The sequence below is a fragment of the Anaerolineales bacterium genome, assembly GCA_015075625.1.
Taxonomy (GTDB): Bacteria; Chloroflexota; Anaerolineae; order Aggregatilineales; family UBA2796; genus UBA2796.
Genome location: JABTTZ010000005.1, coordinates 34,144 through 50,329, shown reverse-complemented (window position 1 = coordinate 50,329; position 16,186 = coordinate 34,144). Strand labels below are relative to the sequence as shown.

General features: G+C 56.5%; 16 protein-coding genes. 5 read left to right on the top strand and 11 right to left on the bottom strand.

What is annotated here, in order from left to right:
* The 3 genes from HS103_19305 to HS103_19295 form a co-directional block, all read right to left on the bottom strand.
* The gene (locus HS103_19305; protein MBE7514941.1) at window positions 1–465 is read right to left on the bottom strand and encodes a hypothetical protein; all 465 of its coding nucleotides are present in this window, start codon (window positions 463–465) and stop codon (window positions 1–3) included.
* A gap of 211 nt (window positions 466–676) precedes the next feature.
* Complete coding sequence (locus HS103_19300; GenBank protein MBE7514940.1) at window positions 677–1,342, bottom strand: LUD domain-containing protein; 666 nt, start codon at window positions 1,340–1,342, stop codon at window positions 677–679.
* A 3-nt stretch (window positions 1,343–1,345) separates the two neighbouring features.
* The gene (locus tag HS103_19295) at window positions 1,346–2,758 is read right to left on the bottom strand and encodes an iron-sulfur cluster-binding protein (GenBank protein ID MBE7514939.1); all 1,413 of its coding nucleotides are present in this window, start codon (window positions 2,756–2,758) and stop codon (window positions 1,346–1,348) included.
* Between the two features lie 174 nt (window positions 2,759–2,932).
* On the opposite strand from HS103_19295, the gene HS103_19290 reads away from it, so the two are divergent.
* The gene (locus HS103_19290; protein ID MBE7514938.1) at window positions 2,933–4,912 is read left to right on the top strand and encodes an alpha/beta fold hydrolase; all 1,980 of its coding nucleotides are present in this window, start codon (window positions 2,933–2,935) and stop codon (window positions 4,910–4,912) included.
* A 281-nt stretch (window positions 4,913–5,193) separates the two neighbouring features.
* On the top strand, window positions 5,194–6,687 hold the full coding sequence (gene tilS, locus HS103_19285) for a tRNA lysidine(34) synthetase TilS (protein ID MBE7514937.1): 1,494 nt from the start codon (window positions 5,194–5,196) through the stop codon (window positions 6,685–6,687).
* 24 nt (window positions 6,688–6,711) lie between these two features.
* Here the strand turns inward: tilS and HS103_19280 are convergent, their stop codons facing one another.
* The 4 genes from HS103_19280 to rplU all read right to left on the bottom strand — a co-directional run bounded on the left by HS103_19280 (window position 6,712) and on the right by rplU (window position 8,659).
* Window positions 6,712–7,302: a thymidine kinase gene (locus HS103_19280; GenBank protein MBE7514936.1), complete on the bottom strand. Its 591-nt coding sequence runs from the start codon at window positions 7,300–7,302 to the stop codon at window positions 6,712–6,714.
* Between the two features lie 127 nt (window positions 7,303–7,429).
* Entirely contained in the window at window positions 7,430–7,888 is a 459-nt protein-coding gene (rpmE, locus tag HS103_19275) for a 50S ribosomal protein L31 (GenBank protein MBE7514935.1), read from the bottom strand.
* Window positions 7,889–8,012: 124 nt separating this feature from the next.
* Complete coding sequence (gene rpmA / locus HS103_19270; protein MBE7514934.1) at window positions 8,013–8,294, bottom strand: 50S ribosomal protein L27; 282 nt, start codon at window positions 8,292–8,294, stop codon at window positions 8,013–8,015.
* A gap of 47 nt (window positions 8,295–8,341) precedes the next feature.
* Window positions 8,342–8,659 carry a 50S ribosomal protein L21 gene (gene rplU, locus HS103_19265; GenBank protein ID MBE7514933.1) on the bottom strand — a complete coding sequence of 106 codons (318 nt, stop codon included), beginning with the start codon at window positions 8,657–8,659 and terminating at the stop codon, window positions 8,342–8,344.
* A gap of 403 nt (window positions 8,660–9,062) precedes the next feature.
* On the opposite strand from rplU, the gene HS103_19260 reads away from it, so the two are divergent.
* Window positions 9,063–9,239: a hypothetical protein gene (locus tag HS103_19260; GenBank protein ID MBE7514932.1), complete on the top strand. Its 177-nt coding sequence runs from the start codon at window positions 9,063–9,065 to the stop codon at window positions 9,237–9,239.
* A 149-nt stretch (window positions 9,240–9,388) separates the two neighbouring features.
* On the opposite strand, the gene HS103_19255 is transcribed toward HS103_19260, so the two are convergent.
* The 4 genes from HS103_19255 to HS103_19240 form a co-directional block, all read right to left on the bottom strand.
* A complete protein-coding gene (locus tag HS103_19255) occupies window positions 9,389–9,952 on the bottom strand; it encodes a pyridoxamine 5'-phosphate oxidase family protein (GenBank protein ID MBE7514931.1) in 564 nt (187 codons plus the stop codon).
* A gap of 112 nt (window positions 9,953–10,064) precedes the next feature.
* The gene (locus tag HS103_19250) at window positions 10,065–10,667 is read right to left on the bottom strand and encodes a hypothetical protein (protein MBE7514930.1); all 603 of its coding nucleotides are present in this window, start codon (window positions 10,665–10,667) and stop codon (window positions 10,065–10,067) included.
* Window positions 10,668–10,971: 304 nt separating this feature from the next.
* A complete protein-coding gene (gene trxB / locus HS103_19245; GenBank protein ID MBE7514929.1) occupies window positions 10,972–11,904 on the bottom strand; it encodes a thioredoxin-disulfide reductase in 933 nt (310 codons plus the stop codon).
* A gap of 50 nt (window positions 11,905–11,954) precedes the next feature.
* Complete coding sequence (locus HS103_19240) at window positions 11,955–12,215, bottom strand: hypothetical protein (GenBank protein MBE7514928.1); 261 nt, start codon at window positions 12,213–12,215, stop codon at window positions 11,955–11,957.
* A 132-nt stretch (window positions 12,216–12,347) separates the two neighbouring features.
* Here HS103_19240 and priA point away from each other — a divergent pair, with 132 nt between their 5' ends.
* On the top strand, window positions 12,348–14,783 hold the full coding sequence (gene priA / locus HS103_19235; GenBank protein ID MBE7514927.1) for a primosomal protein N': 2,436 nt from the start codon (window positions 12,348–12,350) through the stop codon (window positions 14,781–14,783).
* Window positions 14,784–15,206: 423 nt separating this feature from the next.
* A complete protein-coding gene (locus HS103_19230; GenBank protein ID MBE7514926.1) occupies window positions 15,207–16,166 on the top strand; it encodes a calcium/sodium antiporter in 960 nt (319 codons plus the stop codon).
* Window positions 16,167–16,186: the final 20 nt, after the last annotated feature.

Below are 16,186 nucleotides of genomic sequence, written 5' to 3'. Positions count from 1 at the left end.
TTATTTCTCGCGGCGGGGAAAGCGCGGACGGGGAAGGATCACCTGGCTGATCAAGCCAATCAAGCAGATGAAGGTGATCCAGAAGCCTCCCGCCATGAAATTCAACGCCCCTCTCCCCGTTGAGGTATCGGTGATCAGGAAATTCACATAATAGACCATGCCAGCAACCGCACACAAAACCACCAAAAAGGCGGCAAGGCGTTTAAAACGTGGGGTGACGACGCCGATCATCGTCAGACCAAGCGATAGCACACCGACAATGGGAATGAGAAAGAGCAGATCACGACTTCCCACTGCCACAGTGGGAATATCTTCTGTCCCCTGCATAACGCGCAACCCAGTGGCGCTAACCAGCCATGGCATGACGAAAAAGGCAATTAAAAGGACAGCCGCACAAAGGACTTGGGTGAAATCGGCAACCCCAAAATAGCTGACACGACGTGGTGGCATTTGACGGTTCGACATAGCATTTCCTCGAACAGATCAGGACAGACACATGAATTGAATATAGACGTTAGGCAGTTGCCCTCATCCCCCTGCAACCCGCCTTCAGCGTATACCCGTTTCTCCCACTGGGAGAAGGGGGAATCCATTGTTTGAGGCGGAAGCCCCTGCAAACTTTCCCTTTCGATGAATACAGGGTAAACACGTTCAACTGCGTAAGCCCTAGGATACATCAATATAGCACGATATGAACGTGTTTTGGTCCATGGACGCCATAGATAATTTCCATTTCAATATCACCCGTCTTGCTCGCGCCGGAGATGAAAGCAACGCTCCGCGAACGCTGAAGCGTCTCTCGCCCCTCGGCGGTAAGCCATTCTTCCAGACGCGGGAAAAGCCGCTCGCGAGGGAGTAGGGCGATATGGGTGGGCGGGACAAGGGAGGGAATTCGCCCTTGTCCGGCGTCTGTTGGCAAGACAATCGTCCCCGTTGTGGCAAAGGCAGCCGCTGCCCCAGTGATGCCCACCGCAATACTCTCCAAATCGGCATAGCGTGGGACGCGATCTTCCCCGCGCACATCGGGGATCACGACGCTGATCCCTTTTGCTGACAGCGCCTGCCGCCACCCAGTGAGGGGAATCTCGCCCCATGCCATGACGCGCTCTGCCGTGCCGATATGCGTCAGCATCGCCTTGCGTGCCGCTTTCACATCGGCGCAGAGAGTCACCGTCCCTTTAAGCGCATCCACCTCGGTAGTGAAGCGGGCAATGAGGGCTTCTTCATTGGTGACATCGATCACGGAGACGGGCAGATACCGCTCTGGCGGCGGGGGCGCATCGGGAAAGGGCGTTCGATGTTGACGCAAACGGGCAAGAATCTGAGTACGGCTGTCGGTCATGGGTTAACTTCCTTTCTCACGTTCGCGCCATAGCTGATGAAAGGATTTGGGGGCAAAGGGCGGAAAATCGCGGTACTGTGTCCAGTTCCCCAATATACCGGGGAGCGTCTGAACCACGCCTGTTTCGCGCGCTAAGGCGCGTGTCCCCGCCCGCGCCGCCATGCCCCCTAGCCCATAAAGGCGGGGAGAGGTCATCGCTCGCGCCCATGCTTTGATTCCTAAGGTCATAAGTGGCTCACTGTGGTGTTCGCTGACAAGATCGCCCCGCAAGCGCAAGAGCATATCGGGAAGGTCGATGTCTACCGGACAGGCAGCTTTGCACGCCCCGCATAGGCTGCTGGCATAGGGCAGAGTCACCGCGTTCGCCAAGCCCTGTAAGAGCGGCGTGATCACCGCCCCGATGGGTCCGCCATAGACCGATCCATAGGCATGACCGCCTACATTTTGGTAGACCGGACAAATATGCTGACACGCTCCGCAGCGCAAGCATAAGAGGGCATCGGCATACTCTGTGTCGTGCATCTGACTGCGCCCATTATCGATGAGGATCACATAGAGGTGATCGGGGCCATCGGGATCATCCTCTTTTGCTCCTCCACCCACAAGATGCGTGTAGACGCTCAGCTTTTGCCCCGTTGCACTGCGGGTCAAAAGCTGCAACAGGGTGGCGAAGTCCTCTAAGGTGGGGACGACCTTTTCAATCCCTACAAGAAACACATGGACCCGGGGGAGCGAACTACACATCCGCCCGTTGCCCTCGTTGGTGACGATGACCAACGTTCCCGTTTCGGCAATGATGAAATTTGCCCCGTTAATGCCCATATCGGCGCTGAGGAATTCACGACGAAGATGATCGTGGGCATGGGCGGTCATCACCGCCGGATCGTCCGAGGGCGGCATAGCAAGGCGTTCAACGAACAAATCGCGGACTTGCTCGCGGGTTTTGTGGATGATCGGCATGACGATATGACTGGGTGCGTCGTCATCCAACTGAACGATAAATTCACCGAGATCGGTTTCCACTACCTGCAAGCCCGCGTTTTCGAGGACAGGGTTTAGCCCGATCTCCTCGGAGATCATACTTTTCCCTTTCACAATCTTTTTCACAGCGTGTTGTTGGGCAATGCTTAGAACATGCTGGTTTGCCTCCGCCGCATCCATCGCCCAAAGAACCATCGCCCCTCGTGCCGTGATCGCCTGCTCAAACTGTTCGAGAAGCTCAGGGAGGGCATTCATCGCCCGCTGTTTGGCGGCACGCCCCTGCGCCCGCAGCGCATCGGCATGGGGCAGTTCGCCCATCGCCCGCAGCCGTCCGCCGATTCCATTAGTAGTGGCGCGAGTCAGCGCTGTTTGCAATTGGCTATCTTCTAGTGCGGCAAGGGCAGCGTGCGGAAAATCGTTTGGGTGGCGCTTCATCGTCCGTGTGCCTCCAAAATCCTCACTCGGCAGTAGGATGATTCTACCCCTTCGTTGGGGTGGGGCAATCATTTTCGGCAAAGAGGTACTACAATTGGGGCAGAGAGACATTAGCGGGTTCGCTGCGTATGAATTTGCTAGGGTTTATGGCTCTGAATGGAGATTAGGATACCCATGTTCAGAAAACTACCGGTTGTATTGATCCTGATCATGGGTTTTATGGCGATCACCCCCAAACCAGCCGAGGGGGGTGTCATCCCCCGTTTGGAAGCTGCCCCCTGTCCGGTGGCAATCCCCGATCCCAAAGGGATTACCTGCGGCTATTTGATCGTTCATGAAGACCGCGCCAATCCCTCTAGTCGCTTGATTCGTGTGGCGTTTGTGGTGGCAAAGGCAACCAGCGATTCGCCGAGCGCTGATCCGGTTTTCTACCTACACGGTGGACCGGGGCAGGGCATTTTGTCTTATGCGTCATGGTGGGGGAACTCTTCCTTTCGCTCTGAGCGCGATGTGATCATCGTCGATCAACGTGGTGCGGGGAAATCGTCGCCGTCGTTGGCTTGCCCAGAAATGGACGATCTCCCCCTTCTGACTCTGACGGAACCAATCACTCCGGCAGCGGCGGCGGCGATCCATGCGCAGACGGCTGAAGCGTGTGCTGTTCGCCTAAACGCAGAGGGGATCGCCCTCCATGCCTACACCAACCGAACGGTTGCCGCTGATCTAGACGATCTGCGTCGGTTGTTGGGCTACTCGCAGGTGAATCTATTTGCTTATTCCGCCGGAACGCGCCTCGCCTTAACACTCATGCGCGATTACCCAGCGACGATTCGGGCTGTGATCCTCGATTCTATCTATGCCCCGCCGGGGGTGGACTACTACAGCGAACTAACCACAAATGCCGCCGCCACTTTTGAGACTCTTTTTGCCTACTGTGCCGCCGATGCCGCTTGTCATAGCGCATATCCTGACCTAAAGGCAACCTTTCAGCGGGCAATCCAACGTTTGGCGGAACAGCCCGCTACTTTCATGATGATTGAACCGGATCAAGATGATAGCTACACAGCAACCATGACTCGTGAGGCATTTGTGGGGCTGATTTACCGCCTGCTCTATGATCCAGCGACGATAGGCATCCTTCCCCGCCTGATTGAGACGGTCAGTCGAGGTGACGAGACAATGCTGCCCGCACTACTGAAAGCGCCGCTCCACGAACCGAAATACTACAGCATGGGCTTAAATCAGGCACTTCATTGTGGGGAGATTGTCCCTTATACAGCCTATGCGCCGCCTAAAGAGGGCGATCCCTTTGCCGGTTTCTACCATTGGGACGTGAATCCAGAGGCATTCAAACGGCTCTGCCCCGCCTTTGGGATGATTCCCAACCCGGAGGACAACCGCCCGGTAGTCTCCGATATTCCGACACTGATTCTTTCTGGTGCGCTTGATCCCGCCGCGCCACCCGTCCATGCTGAATTCGTGGCAAAACACCTGACCAATGCCCACCTGATCACCTTCCCTACACAGGCACATTTCGTCTGGGATAGGGGAGGGGCGTGTCCAAAGGGGATTGCCACTGCGTTTCTGGCAGCCCCCACACAAGCACCCTCAACCGAGTGCCTGACAACAATGCCGCCCATCCCATTCATCACACCGCCGCAGGTGGTCAGGCTCTCTGGGGCAGCGGAATTCATGGCTGTGATGACAGAACAGGGCATCACGCTAAAAAACTTTAGTGTGCCGATCTTCGTGGGCATCCTCGCTTTGGTATCGCCTCTCTTTGTGGCGATTAGCGTGATTCGCCCGCAGCAGAGGGTAAGCGCCGCCGCCCGTTCCTTACAAATTGGGCATGTGCTGGCGGGCGGGATGCTGATTTTAGATGTGCTGGCAGTGATCAGCGTTTACCGCGTCTTGACAACCACCGCGACAGGTCACTATGGAATGCTCTATGCGGGCGTTCCGCTGTGGGCATCGATCATTTTCCTGATACCTATTGTCGTGGCAATTCTCGCGGTGGGGTTGTTGGCGCTGATTATGTTTGCCAGACGGGGACGGGTGTGGTCGGCGGGAACGCGGCTATACTACGGGCTGATCGCCCTGGCGAGCTTTGGGTTGATTCTGTGGTTGGCAGGATGGGGGTTAGTGCCGCTATGAGTCTTGTAGTGAATAGTAACTCATCTTACCCATGTGGGTTTGTTTACCCTGGATTTATCGAAAGGGGCAGTGGGAGGGGAGGATTCCCCTTACAAAAACGATTCCCCTCTCCGGCAAGAGGGGTAAGGACAATAGTGTAACATCAGATATTAATTTGCTATTGATTTGATTGATGACAATTAAACCCGCTAACGACAGCGCAACAACAATGAAATCTTTTCTGCAAGCGAAACTCCAAAAAAACTCTACGAATTCCTCGTTGAAGGACGAAAGCAGCCATTATGACGACACATACAGCAGATCAAAACACGCCCTTCACCCCCAATGATCTCATCGAAAAGGTGCGCACCTACTGCCGCGATCACAAATTGTTCCCCAATGAGCGAGCATTGGTTGCCGTCTCCGGCGGGGTGGACTCCCTTGTTTTGCTCCACATCCTAAAGCAGTTTGTAAATGTCACCGCTGCCACCTTTGATCACCAACTGCGCGGGACAGTCGGCGCTGAGGATGTCGCCTATGTGCAGCAAATTGGTGCAGCGTGGGGCGTCCTTGTCGTCAGCGGCGCGGGGGACGTGGTAGAGATGGCAACGCGCTGGCGGGTGGGGACGGAAACCGCCGGACGGCGGGCGCGGTATGCCTTCCTTGCCAACGTCGCCGCGCAAATGGGTGTGACCGAAGTCGCCGTCGCCCACCATCGGGACGATCAGGCAGAGACAGTGCTGCTCCATGTCATACGCGGGGCGGGGCTTTCGGGGCTGCGCGGGATGCTCCCCCGGACGCCCATTCGGACGATGATTGGCACAGGGAATGATGCTGATCTTATCTCGCCCGCCCTTGATTTAGAGCCGATCCACGTTGTCCGCCCGCTTTTGGAGATCACACGGGCGGAGATTGAAGCCTATGCTGCTGCCGAGGGGATCATCCCGCGCCATGATGCCTCCAACGATGATCTGACCTTCACCCGCAACCGGATTCGCCACGAGGTAATCCCCCTATTGGAGACGATCAACCCAGAGGTGAGCGCGGCGTTGGGGCGCTTGGCGATCCTCGCCCGTGATGATGAGGAGGCGATCCGCTCGTTATTACCGCCGATCAGCCAGCGAACAGGCGAAGCAACTTTTTCTTGGGATGCCTTTCGGACGCTCCCCTCAGCGCTGCGCCGCATCACGATTCGGGAAGCGGCGCGGTTGGTGAATCCAGAGATCGATTTGACCTTTTCGCGCTTGATCGGTGTTGCCGATCAATTGGGGCGCGGGCGCTTGGAAATCGGCTATCTGGGTGGGGGAGTGACCATCGAACGCGAGGAAAGCCTTGTCAGCCTCTATGACCCGACGATCTATCCGCCTGATTCGCCCTGGCTGCCTAGCGGGACTCACATCGTAATCCCCTCTAAAGGACGGTATAAGCTCGCCCCCGACGCAGAAAAGGGGTGGACAGTGCATGTCCATCTCAGCGAAACACCGCCCCCACCAACAGACGATCCGCTGGTGGGGATATTCCCCATGCGGCGCGATGCTCAGGCGATCTTGCGGACACCCCGCCCCGGCGACAGCTACACCCCCAAAGGGATGAGCGGAACGCAAAAAGTGGGTGATGCCCTGACGAACTTGAAAGTTCGCCGCGCCTATCGGGATCGCATTCCCGTCCTCAGCGTGGATGATCGTATTTTATGGTTTGTCCCACCGGGGGTAAAGGGGCGTTACGCCGCTGATGCCGAGAGCGAGATGGGAACCCTGTGGTGGGTGGTGCGGTTCGTCCTGCCAGAGGGGGATTAAAGTGCGGGCGCACACGATGCGCCCTTACCCTGTCACCCGTGAGGATTCCCTGACGACAACGTGATGCTCGCGGCAGCGTGCCTCATAGCTATCTTGTGCGCCAATGAGGATGATCGGATCGTCGTAGTGGGCGGGTTTGCCATTCAAGAGGCGCTGCGTTCGGCAGGCAGGCTCCCCACAGACTACGCATATGGCATGGAGTTTCGTAACCTCCTCGGCAACCGCCATAAGGGTGGGCATCTGCCCGAACGGTTCACCGCGAAAATCGGTATCCAATCCGGCGACGATCACCCGCCGCCCGCGTCGGGCAAGGTCTTCCACAAAAGGAACAATGCCCGCCTCGAAGAACTGCACCTCGTCAATAGCTATCACCGTCGCTGTTGTATCAAGTCTCGCCGCCATCTCCGCGATGCTTTCGCAGGGGTATGCCTCGAAGCCTTTCCCATCGTGGGAGGTAATGCGCATCTCCCCATAGCGGGTATCAAGGGCGGGTTTGAACACTTGCACCCGTTGTTGGGCGATCTGGGCGCGGCGCACGCGGCGAAGAAGTTCTTCTGTCTTGCCGCTGAACATACTCCCACAGACGACTTCAATCCGTCCAGAATGATGTTTCATAGGATTAGTTGGTATTAGCTTGATAATGTGAATTTAAGGATAAAAAATGGGCGTACAGGGTCGTGTCACCCACCATGGTGTAGGAAAACACGAACAGGCACGCCCATCCCCTTACGGCAGAGGTGATCTATTCTTGTGATTTGGGCAGTTCAAGCCCCCGTGCGCGGAGCTTCTTCTTAATATCGGTTAGAACACGACGCCCCACCCCGCGAATCTCCAAGATACTTTCATCGCCGCCTTCGGCAAGGCGCTTGATGAAATCCTCGGCGTTGGTGATACCATTTTTCACCAGCACATCGGTATATTGCATCCCCACGCCCAATTCGCTGAGGAGGAGATTTGCCGGATTATGCTTTGCCTCGGTCTCAGCGGCAATATTCGTCCGCACTTCCAAGCGCTTGTAGAAGCGATCCACGCGCCCTTCGGTGTCCACAATGCGCTGTTCGCCAGTATAAAAGGGGTGACAGTTCGAGCAAACATCCACGCTGAGGGATTGACGGGTAGAACCGACTGTCCATGTTGTCCCACAAGCGGCACAGACCATCTTCGCTTCGGGGAACCATTTGGGGTGAATATTTTCACGCATGTTGTTCGTCCTTGTTTTTCGCGCAGCGGCGGCGACCTTTGCCCGCCGTTCACGGGATGGGCGCTGTGGCGCTGCGGCTCTCAATGGTGAATGACCCCGCGCCTTAGGGTGCGGGGAGAGATGATTACGCCTCTGTTGTCTTGGGGGTGACACGCTCTGGGCGCACGGTGATTACCCGCTTGCCGCCGCGTACCCATTCAAACCCAACATAGCCCTCGGTGACAGCGAAGATGGTGAAATCCTTACCTTGCGCCGTCCCCACACCGGGGTAAAAGCGGTTGCCCCGCTGCCGGACAAGAATATTGCCGGAGATGACCAATTCGCCGCCGAACTTCTTCACGCCGAGGCGTTGTGAGTTCGAGTCCCGCCCATTGCGGCTTGAACCGCCGCCCTTCTTATGCGCCATGATGAAAACCCTCGCTGCTATCTTCTAGACATGTCTTCATGGGAAAATTATACGGTGACGCTCTCAATACGGAGGCGGGTATAGGTTTGGCGGTGTCCGCGCCGACGGCGGTAACGCAACCCTGGGCGATATTTCCAGATTAGAACTTTATCGCCGCGATAGTCTTCGACAACAGTTGCCTTGACCACCGCCCCGGAAACTGTTGGCTGTCCGATGCGTACTTCGCCCCCATCAGTAACCACCAAAAGGACTTCGCCTAGATCAAGCGCTGTCCCCGCCTCGTGGGGGAGTTTTTCAACATCAATGGTTTTGCCCGGCTCAACGCGGTACTGCTTACCGCCGCCGATTTTGACGATTGCATACATAAAGGTATTGCTCTCCAATCTTCGCTTGTCGCCGCTGTACGCCACTCCTATGGGCGAGTTATGCCAACAGGCACGACAGCGGGGAACATTGGCGTATTTGTATAGAACCGTGCGGAAGTTACCCGCAAGGTAGCCCGATTGTACAGGCGTGAGGGGGCATTATAAAGGATGATCGTGGGGTAAGTCAATGCGGGGTAAGTCAATGTGGGATTATCTCTGAAAATTCTACCGAGTCGCGTATCCCTTGCCTTTGGCGACAGTTTTGCTTCCCATTCCCCTGTGTGCCTGTCGTCTATTATCACGTACGTCTGATGTGGAATGAAGTTGACGAAAAGGGAAATGGGTCGCAAGATTGAAGGTACTCCTACAGTCAATCGGATCTATTCCCATGACAAGGATAGACATGGAAAGACTTTTTACTACGATTTATGTGCTGGTGGACGATTGGTATCAACGGGAAGGACGGGTGTTGTTGGAGGGCAAACCAGGCGCAAAAGCACGGTTCAGGGATAGCGAGCTATTGACAGTGCTGCTGGCACACGACTTTATACACCCTATCCGGGCGAAACGCAGTATGTAGCGTATAGGCGTGCCAATCATCTGAACCTGTTTCCAAACATGGTAGACCAAAGCTAGTACAACCGACGGGGACGCGCCTTGCAACAGGTGGTAGAAGCATTCCGAGAGTCGTGGTTGAGCGTGCTAGACGGGTATCCTCTCTAATCGCCCCTACCTGACCGTCCCCCGCACCCCAATGGGCGTGGGCAGCCCATCGATGCTTTTCACGTTTTTCGCGCAGATGTACTCGGCTAAACCATCCTCGCCCTTTGCCTCTGCCCACCGTGTCATGGTATCGCGATCCGCTACAAAGTCCATCAGGGGGACTCCATAGCCACAGGATGTTTGTACCTTGTGAATATCCGCCGTGATAATCTGACGGGCGTTGATGTACGGTGGGAACAACGGACGAAATTCCGCCCATTCAGGATCACTGGGTAGGATGGCACGCCCTTTCCCATATAACCGCACAATGTCTGGTTTGCCGTTAAAGGCGCACCACATGAAGGTAATTCGTCCATTCTCGCTCACATGGGCGGAAGTCTCATTCCCGCTCCCAATCAGGTCGATATAGGCAACACGGTTTGGGGAAAGCACGCGCAAGCTGACCATCCCTTTTGGGGAGAGATTTACATGCCCATCGGGACTCAGCGGTGCGCTGGCGACAAAAAACATGTGCTGCGCCTCAATGAATTCCTGCAACGTCTCGCTGATGCTCTCGTAGAATTTCCCCATATGCTCGTGAGTTCCTTTATAAAATGCCGCTTAACCCGCGATTATATAAATGAATCGGCGTTCAGGTCGAATTGTCGGGGCAACCCCTTGCGGCTGCCCCCACCGCTAATGGCTACCCCCGCCGCCGCATGAACTGCACCATCAGCATAAAGCTGAGCAGAATACGGCGTTCTTCGTCCGTCGTTAGGTTTGCATCCAGCTTTTCCACGCTGTAGCGCCCCTCGAAAAAACCGGCTTCCTTGTTCAACTGCATCACCGGTTGTTCCGTTTTGCTATTGTAGGCGGCATACTTCGGATGAAGGAAATATCCGGTGAACATATTCACAAACGGAATCTGGCTGACCAACGCATCGCCCACCTTCACCCAGGGGTTCACTTCCTGAATCCGGTGGGTCTCGTTCTCGTTGGCATCCAGCACCTCATAGGTTGCCCGCCAGATCGAACGCCAGCCCTTCGATTTCACCGCCCCAAACGTCCGCCTGCTCTCCGATTCGCTGAAGTGATAGGTTGCCGAAAAATCCATGATCCGATCCGCCTTGATGCGGTAAATCTCTTTGCTGCGTGTATCATCGGTAAAGACCTGAATGTCTTCCTTCAGGCGCATCACCTTTTGGGAGACATAGCACACATCGTCTCCGTTGACATCGGTCACAAACATACGCGGCGCAAACGCCATCAGTTTGAAGCGAATGTTCAGCGGAAATTGAATTGCCATACTGGTTATCCTTCCTTGCTAGGGTGTGTTGACATTTTTGGTTCAGAACCCTTATCTCCCCGCCCCCTTCCCTATACTCCCCATACACGGGGAAATGAGGGCAATTTTATTCCCCCTCTCCGTTTGCGGCGAGGAAGTGGGACGAAATCACTACATGCCTTTCAAGTCCCAAAGAGGTGGCTGCTTTCAGCCCGCCGCTAAAGCGGGGGAATCACTGGGGTTACACTGTCAACACAACCTAGTTCCCGGACAAGCCTTTTCGCGGGGGGCGATAGGTTGTGACGGGTGCTGAAGGAAGTTTCCCTTACGCCTCAACATGCTCGCGTTCGGCAAGCCATTCCTCAGCGGCAATCGCCGCCGCGCAGCCCTGCCCAACAGAAGTGGCAACTTGCTTCCACACCGGGTCTTGAATTTCGCCAGCGGCAAAGACGCCCTCAATGCTGGTTGCCATGCGCTTATCGGTGATCAGGTAGCCGCCCTCATCCATTGCCAACGCGCCGAGGTAGAGGCTGTTGTTTGGCTCATGCCCAATGAAGATGAACGCCCCTTCGGTGGGATGTTCGGTGGATTCCCCTGTTTTCAGGTTGCGCAGTTTCACCGCCTGCACCTTGTCCTCACCAACGACTTCTTCAACGACGGTATCCCAAATAAAGTTGATTTTGGGATTCTCGAACGCCCGCTGTTGAAGAGCTGCCTCGGCGCGGAGCGAATCGCGGCGGTGAATTACGTCAATATGGGTGGCAAAGCGCGTCAGAAAGAGCGCCTCTTTGATTGCGGAATCGCCGCCGCCAATGACGACGATCTTCTTCCCGCGGAAGAAAAACCCATCGCATGTGCCGCAGTAGGAAACACCCCGTCCGGTCAGTTCACGCTCGCCCGGGACTTCTAAAAGGCGCGGCGATGCGCCAGAGGTGGCGATCAGCGCATCGACAAGGTATTCCTTGTTTCCTGTGCGAACGTAAAAAGGCGACCCCTTCGAGAGATCAACCTCTAAAACAACATCAACCTCCACCCGCGCCCCAAAACTTTCGGCTTGCTTCTGCATCAGTTCAATCAGTTCTGTGCCGCTACCGCCGGGAAAGCCCGGATAATTCTCAATTTCATGGGTGAGCGCCACCTGCCCCCCAATTTGGGGTCCAGCAATGACCACCGGGCTAAGGTTTGCCCGCGCCGTATAGAGCGCCGCCGTCAACCCCGCCGGACCCGACCCAATGATGAGGACTTTTTGCCGCTCCATGATGCTTCTGTTTACCTTCCGTGACCGCTCTTGTGATAATAGTTGTGTCGTTAGGATTCTGTCGTCTCTGGGTTTTGTTCCATCCGTAAAATGGCGAGCAAGGCGTTAAATTCGGCACGACAGCAGCCGCAACATTGGATATGGTGTTCGGCTACCTCTAATGCCCCGTCTGGCTTCCCACCATTCATGAGCAGTTCCGCCAGACAGTCCATACTCTCGGCACAGTCCGAACACTCAATATCCGTATCGTGCGCGGTGAGCATCTTTTTTAGTAAACTCAGTGCGCGTTCATCTGGCGTTGTGCTACCCATAGCCCACACATATCCCTTTAGCGTCATCTCTCTAGATGCATGAACGACAATCCTTCTTACGGTTGCCGATTTTGTAAATTCTACTACACTGACGAACAAAGAGCGCTATCACGGTGGATTGAGGCTATAGTGATGTACGCTGAACTCGCCATATACCAAGCCCCCGTGCGGACGACCTTTCATTACGCGATTCCCGATGAACTCTCTGTGCAGCCGGGACATTTGGTTGAAGTTCATTTTCGGACGGGGTTATCGCAAGGAATTGTTCTGACAACGGGCAGCGAAAGCCCTGTTGCACACACAAAACCGATCCTCACGATGCTGCTCTCTGATCCTGTGCTGACTCCGGCGCAGATCGCACTAGGGCGCTGGATGGCGGACTATTACCATGCCCCCTTAGGGGCGTGCCTGTGGTTGATGCTCCCGCCGGGGGTGGCGCGGCGCGGCGGAACGCTCTACACGCTGGTGGGCGTCTCCGAAGCGCTTAATGCAGGGGCGGCGGCGGTGGTGGCGCTGTTGAAGGAACGCGGCGCACTACGGGCGGCACAGTTGGATAAGGCGCTGCCGGGTGTCAATTGGCGTGATGCCCTTCGCCCCCTTTTGGCGAGGGGACAGATCACCGCTGTGCCGATCTCCCCCACGCCCGATGCCAAAGCGCAGAAGGTGAAAACCGTCAGCCTAAACCTGAGCGCCGAGGATGCCGCTGAGATCATGGGGCGCTTGTTAAAACACCCCAAGCAAGCCGCTGTCTTGAACGCCCTGCTGGAACGGGGGGAATCCCTCTGGTTAAGCGATCTGGCGGAACACACGGGGGCGAGTTACGACTCGATCCGGCGCTTGGCAGCAAAGGGGTGGATCACCATCCGTGAGGAAGAACACCTGCGCGACCCCTTAGCGGGCAGATTCTATGCCGAAACGGTACATCCCCCCCTCACACCGACACAAGCCGCTTGTTGGGAGGTCATTCGGGCGGCGATGGACGCCCGCAGCGGGCAGACGTTCCTCTTGCATGGGGTGACTGGATCGGGCAAGACAGAAATCTACCTACGGGCGATTGAACGGGCGTTGGAACAAGGGCGTGGGGCGATTGTCCTCGTCCCCGAAATTGCCCTTGTTGCCCCAACAGTAGGGCGCTTTGCTGGACGGTTTCCGGGGCAGACTGCCATTGTCCATAGCAGCCTGACCGAAGGCGAGCAGTACGACACATGGCGGCGGGCGCGGGCGGGCGAAGTGCGCATCATCATCGGGGCGCGTTCGGCGCTCTTTACGCCGCTGCCCGATGTGGGCGTCGTCATTGTGGACGAGGAACACGACGATAGTTACAAGCAATCGCCCCCGCTTCCGCCCCCCTACTACCACGCTCGCGAGGTGGCGGCGGCGCTTGTGCGCGAGACGGGCGGCGTACTCATTTTGGGGAGCGCCACCCCCGATATTACAACGACCTTCCGCGCCCGTCGGGGGGATATGACCTATCTCACCCTTCCGCAGCGCGTTGTCGTTCAGGGGGGAGTCACGGTGGCGGATGCGCCCTTGCCCGCTGTGCAGGTCGTTGATATGCGCCGCGAACTGCGCGAGGGCAATCGGGGGATGTTCAGCCGCGATCTGCGGGCGGCGCTACTCACCGTCCTAGAGCGCGATGAACAGGCGATTTTATTCCTCAACCGTCGCGGACAGGCAACCTTCATTATGTGCCGCGATTGCGGATATGTCGCCCGTTGCCCAGAGTGCGACATCCCATTGACCTACCACACCGCTCACAAAAGCGGGGAAGATCGCCTTGTCTGCCATTACTGTGGACACACCAGCGCCCCGCCGCAGACATGCCCGCAGTGTCGCAGTGAGCGCATCCGCTATCTAGGAGCGGGGACGGCAAACGTCGCCCAGACGGTGGGTGAGGAATTTCCCGCCGCCCGTGTCATTCGTTGGGATCGGGATACCGCCGCCAACCGCGCCGATCACGAATCTATTTTTGAGCGCTTCGCCTCTGGGGAAGGGAACGTTTTGGTGGGGACGCAAATGATCGTCAAGGGGCTTGATCTCCCCCGCGTGACGCTGGTTGGGGCGATGTTGGCGGATACTTCGTTGGGCTTGCCCGATTACCGTGCCGGCGAACGTGCCTTTCAATTGCTCACCCAAGCGGCAGGGCGGGCGGGGCGTGGGGCGGCGGGCGGGCGGGTCATCTTCCAAACCTATCAGCCCGATCATTACGCCATTCGTGCAGCGGCGGGGCATGATTACAGCATGTTCTATGATCAAGAGATTGCCTATCGCGGGGCGCTCATTTACCCCCCCTACAAACGGCTGGTACGCTTCCTCTTTAAATCAGCGCAGGCGGGTGTTGCCCCCCGTGAGGCAGACCTTGCGGCGAAATTGCTCCAGGAGCAGATCGCCCGTGCCAACCTCACGGCAACCACCTTGATCGGACCCACCCCCGCCTTTTTCGGCAAGATAGATGGCGTCTACCAGTGGCACATCATCGCCCGCACCACCGATCCGGCGCGGCTCCTCGATGGGTTTACCGCCCGATCCGGCTGGCTGATCGATATTGATCCCGTTGATATGCTCTAGCACCCGACTACACAACTAAGGAGAGATAGACTGACCCAACAACCCCACCCCCTGCGACCCGCCTTCGGCGTGTACCCGCTCCCCATAACAGACAGAGAGCATCTCTCCCCCTTTCCCTGTCTACGGGAAAGGGGCAGGGGGGATAGGGGTTCTGAACCAAAAACGTCACCACAGCCTAGTTTGGTCACTTTTGAGTCTACCCCTTCTTGGCAGATGTTCCTTTTCTATTTCCCGACACGCCTTAAAGCGGCGGGCGACACCCCTTGACACCCTGTTTACCTCCTCTTTTTGGGGGTATATCTACTTCCCACCCAATTCCACCACCCAACTATGAGGGGGGTAACCCGTTTTTTCCCCCACTTTTGCTACAATGCTTTTCGGCTGTGCCTTTGGCAGCGCAGCACCACACTGGAGGTTAACATCATGCTAGGCGCACTGGTACTCTTGGTGGCGGGGTTGGCTGGTCTGTATGTGGGGAGCGTGGCATTGGTACGCGGCGCGTCACGGTTGGCGCTCTCCTTTGGGATTCCTTCCTTAATTATTGGCTTGACGGTGGTGGCGTGGGCAACCTCTGCCCCCGAATTGGTCGTGAATCTAAGCGCGGCGGTACAGGGGGTCAATGTGATCGCCTTGGGCAATATCATTGGCTCAAACGTCGTTAACATTGGCTTGGTGCTAGGGGTTATGGCGCTGCTCACCCGCGTGCGGCTTAGTTGGGAGCTTGTCCGGCGCGAGATTCCGTTTATGATCGCCGCCACCGCCTTGTTTTTCCTGCTTTCGCTTGATGGCAGCTTATCGCGCATGGATGGGATGATTTTGTTTGGAGGATTCATTTTCTATATAGCGTTTGTATATGTCAATGCGCAGCAAGAACGCCGAAAGATTATCTCCAGCATCGAAAATATCGCCCGTGAGGAAGCCCCCCCGCCAGCGCAAATCAACCGCTTGATGGAGGCGAGACGAGTCGTTTTTGGCGTTACGCTCCTCGTCATCGCCGCCAATCTGACCGTTGATAACGCCTCGCTGATCGCCCGCGAAGTGGGTATTAGCGAGTTTATCATCGGCTTGTCGGTGGTTGCCATTGGCACATCGCTACCGGAAATTGCCGCCTCTCTGGTAGCAGCGCGGCGCGGCGAGACGGACATTGCCGTTGGGAATGTGATTGGTTCAAACATCATGAACATTCTGGCAATCCTCGGCGTGACAGCGATAATTCAGCCGATGACCGTCTCGCCGGCGTTGTTGCAGTTTGACCTTCCCTTTTTATTGATCTTTTCAGCAACGGTACTCCTCGTGGCGCTGAATCGGGTCATTTTGCGGCGGGAGGCGCTGCTCCTCATCGGTGTGTATATCGTCTTTATCGCGTGGTCGTTCTTGAAATAAGGCGCGGAGCGGACGCCCTA

What these genes read in the sequence shown, in the direction of transcription:
- HS103_19305 (MBE7514941.1), bottom strand. Translation starts at nt 465, where the DNA reads ATGTCGAACCGTCAAATGCCACCACGTCGTGTCAGCTATTTTGGGGTT.
- HS103_19300 (MBE7514940.1), bottom strand. Translation starts at nt 1,342, where the DNA reads ATGACCGACAGCCGTACTCAGATTCTTGCCCGTTTGCGTCAACATCGA.
- HS103_19295 (MBE7514939.1), bottom strand. Translation starts at nt 2,758, where the DNA reads ATGAAGCGCCACCCAAACGATTTTCCGCACGCTGCCCTTGCCGCACTA.
- HS103_19290 (MBE7514938.1), top strand. Translation starts at nt 2,933, where the DNA reads ATGTTCAGAAAACTACCGGTTGTATTGATCCTGATCATGGGTTTTATG.
- tilS (MBE7514937.1), top strand. Translation starts at nt 5,194, where the DNA reads ATGACGACACATACAGCAGATCAAAACACGCCCTTCACCCCCAATGAT.
- HS103_19280 (MBE7514936.1), bottom strand. Translation starts at nt 7,302, where the DNA reads ATGAAACATCATTCTGGACGGATTGAAGTCGTCTGTGGGAGTATGTTC.
- rpmE (MBE7514935.1), bottom strand. Translation starts at nt 7,888, where the DNA reads ATGCGTGAAAATATTCACCCCAAATGGTTCCCCGAAGCGAAGATGGTC.
- rpmA (MBE7514934.1), bottom strand. Translation starts at nt 8,294, where the DNA reads ATGGCGCATAAGAAGGGCGGCGGTTCAAGCCGCAATGGGCGGGACTCG.
- rplU (MBE7514933.1), bottom strand. Translation starts at nt 8,659, where the DNA reads ATGTATGCAATCGTCAAAATCGGCGGCGGTAAGCAGTACCGCGTTGAG.
- HS103_19260 (MBE7514932.1), top strand. Translation starts at nt 9,063, where the DNA reads ATGGAAAGACTTTTTACTACGATTTATGTGCTGGTGGACGATTGGTAT.
- HS103_19255 (MBE7514931.1), bottom strand. Translation starts at nt 9,952, where the DNA reads ATGGGGAAATTCTACGAGAGCATCAGCGAGACGTTGCAGGAATTCATT.
- HS103_19250 (MBE7514930.1), bottom strand. Translation starts at nt 10,667, where the DNA reads ATGGCAATTCAATTTCCGCTGAACATTCGCTTCAAACTGATGGCGTTT.
- trxB (MBE7514929.1), bottom strand. Translation starts at nt 11,904, where the DNA reads ATGGAGCGGCAAAAAGTCCTCATCATTGGGTCGGGTCCGGCGGGGTTG.
- HS103_19240 (MBE7514928.1), bottom strand. Translation starts at nt 12,215, where the DNA reads ATGGGTAGCACAACGCCAGATGAACGCGCACTGAGTTTACTAAAAAAG.
- priA (MBE7514927.1), top strand. Translation starts at nt 12,348, where the DNA reads ATGTACGCTGAACTCGCCATATACCAAGCCCCCGTGCGGACGACCTTT.
- HS103_19230 (MBE7514926.1), top strand. Translation starts at nt 15,207, where the DNA reads ATGCTAGGCGCACTGGTACTCTTGGTGGCGGGGTTGGCTGGTCTGTAT.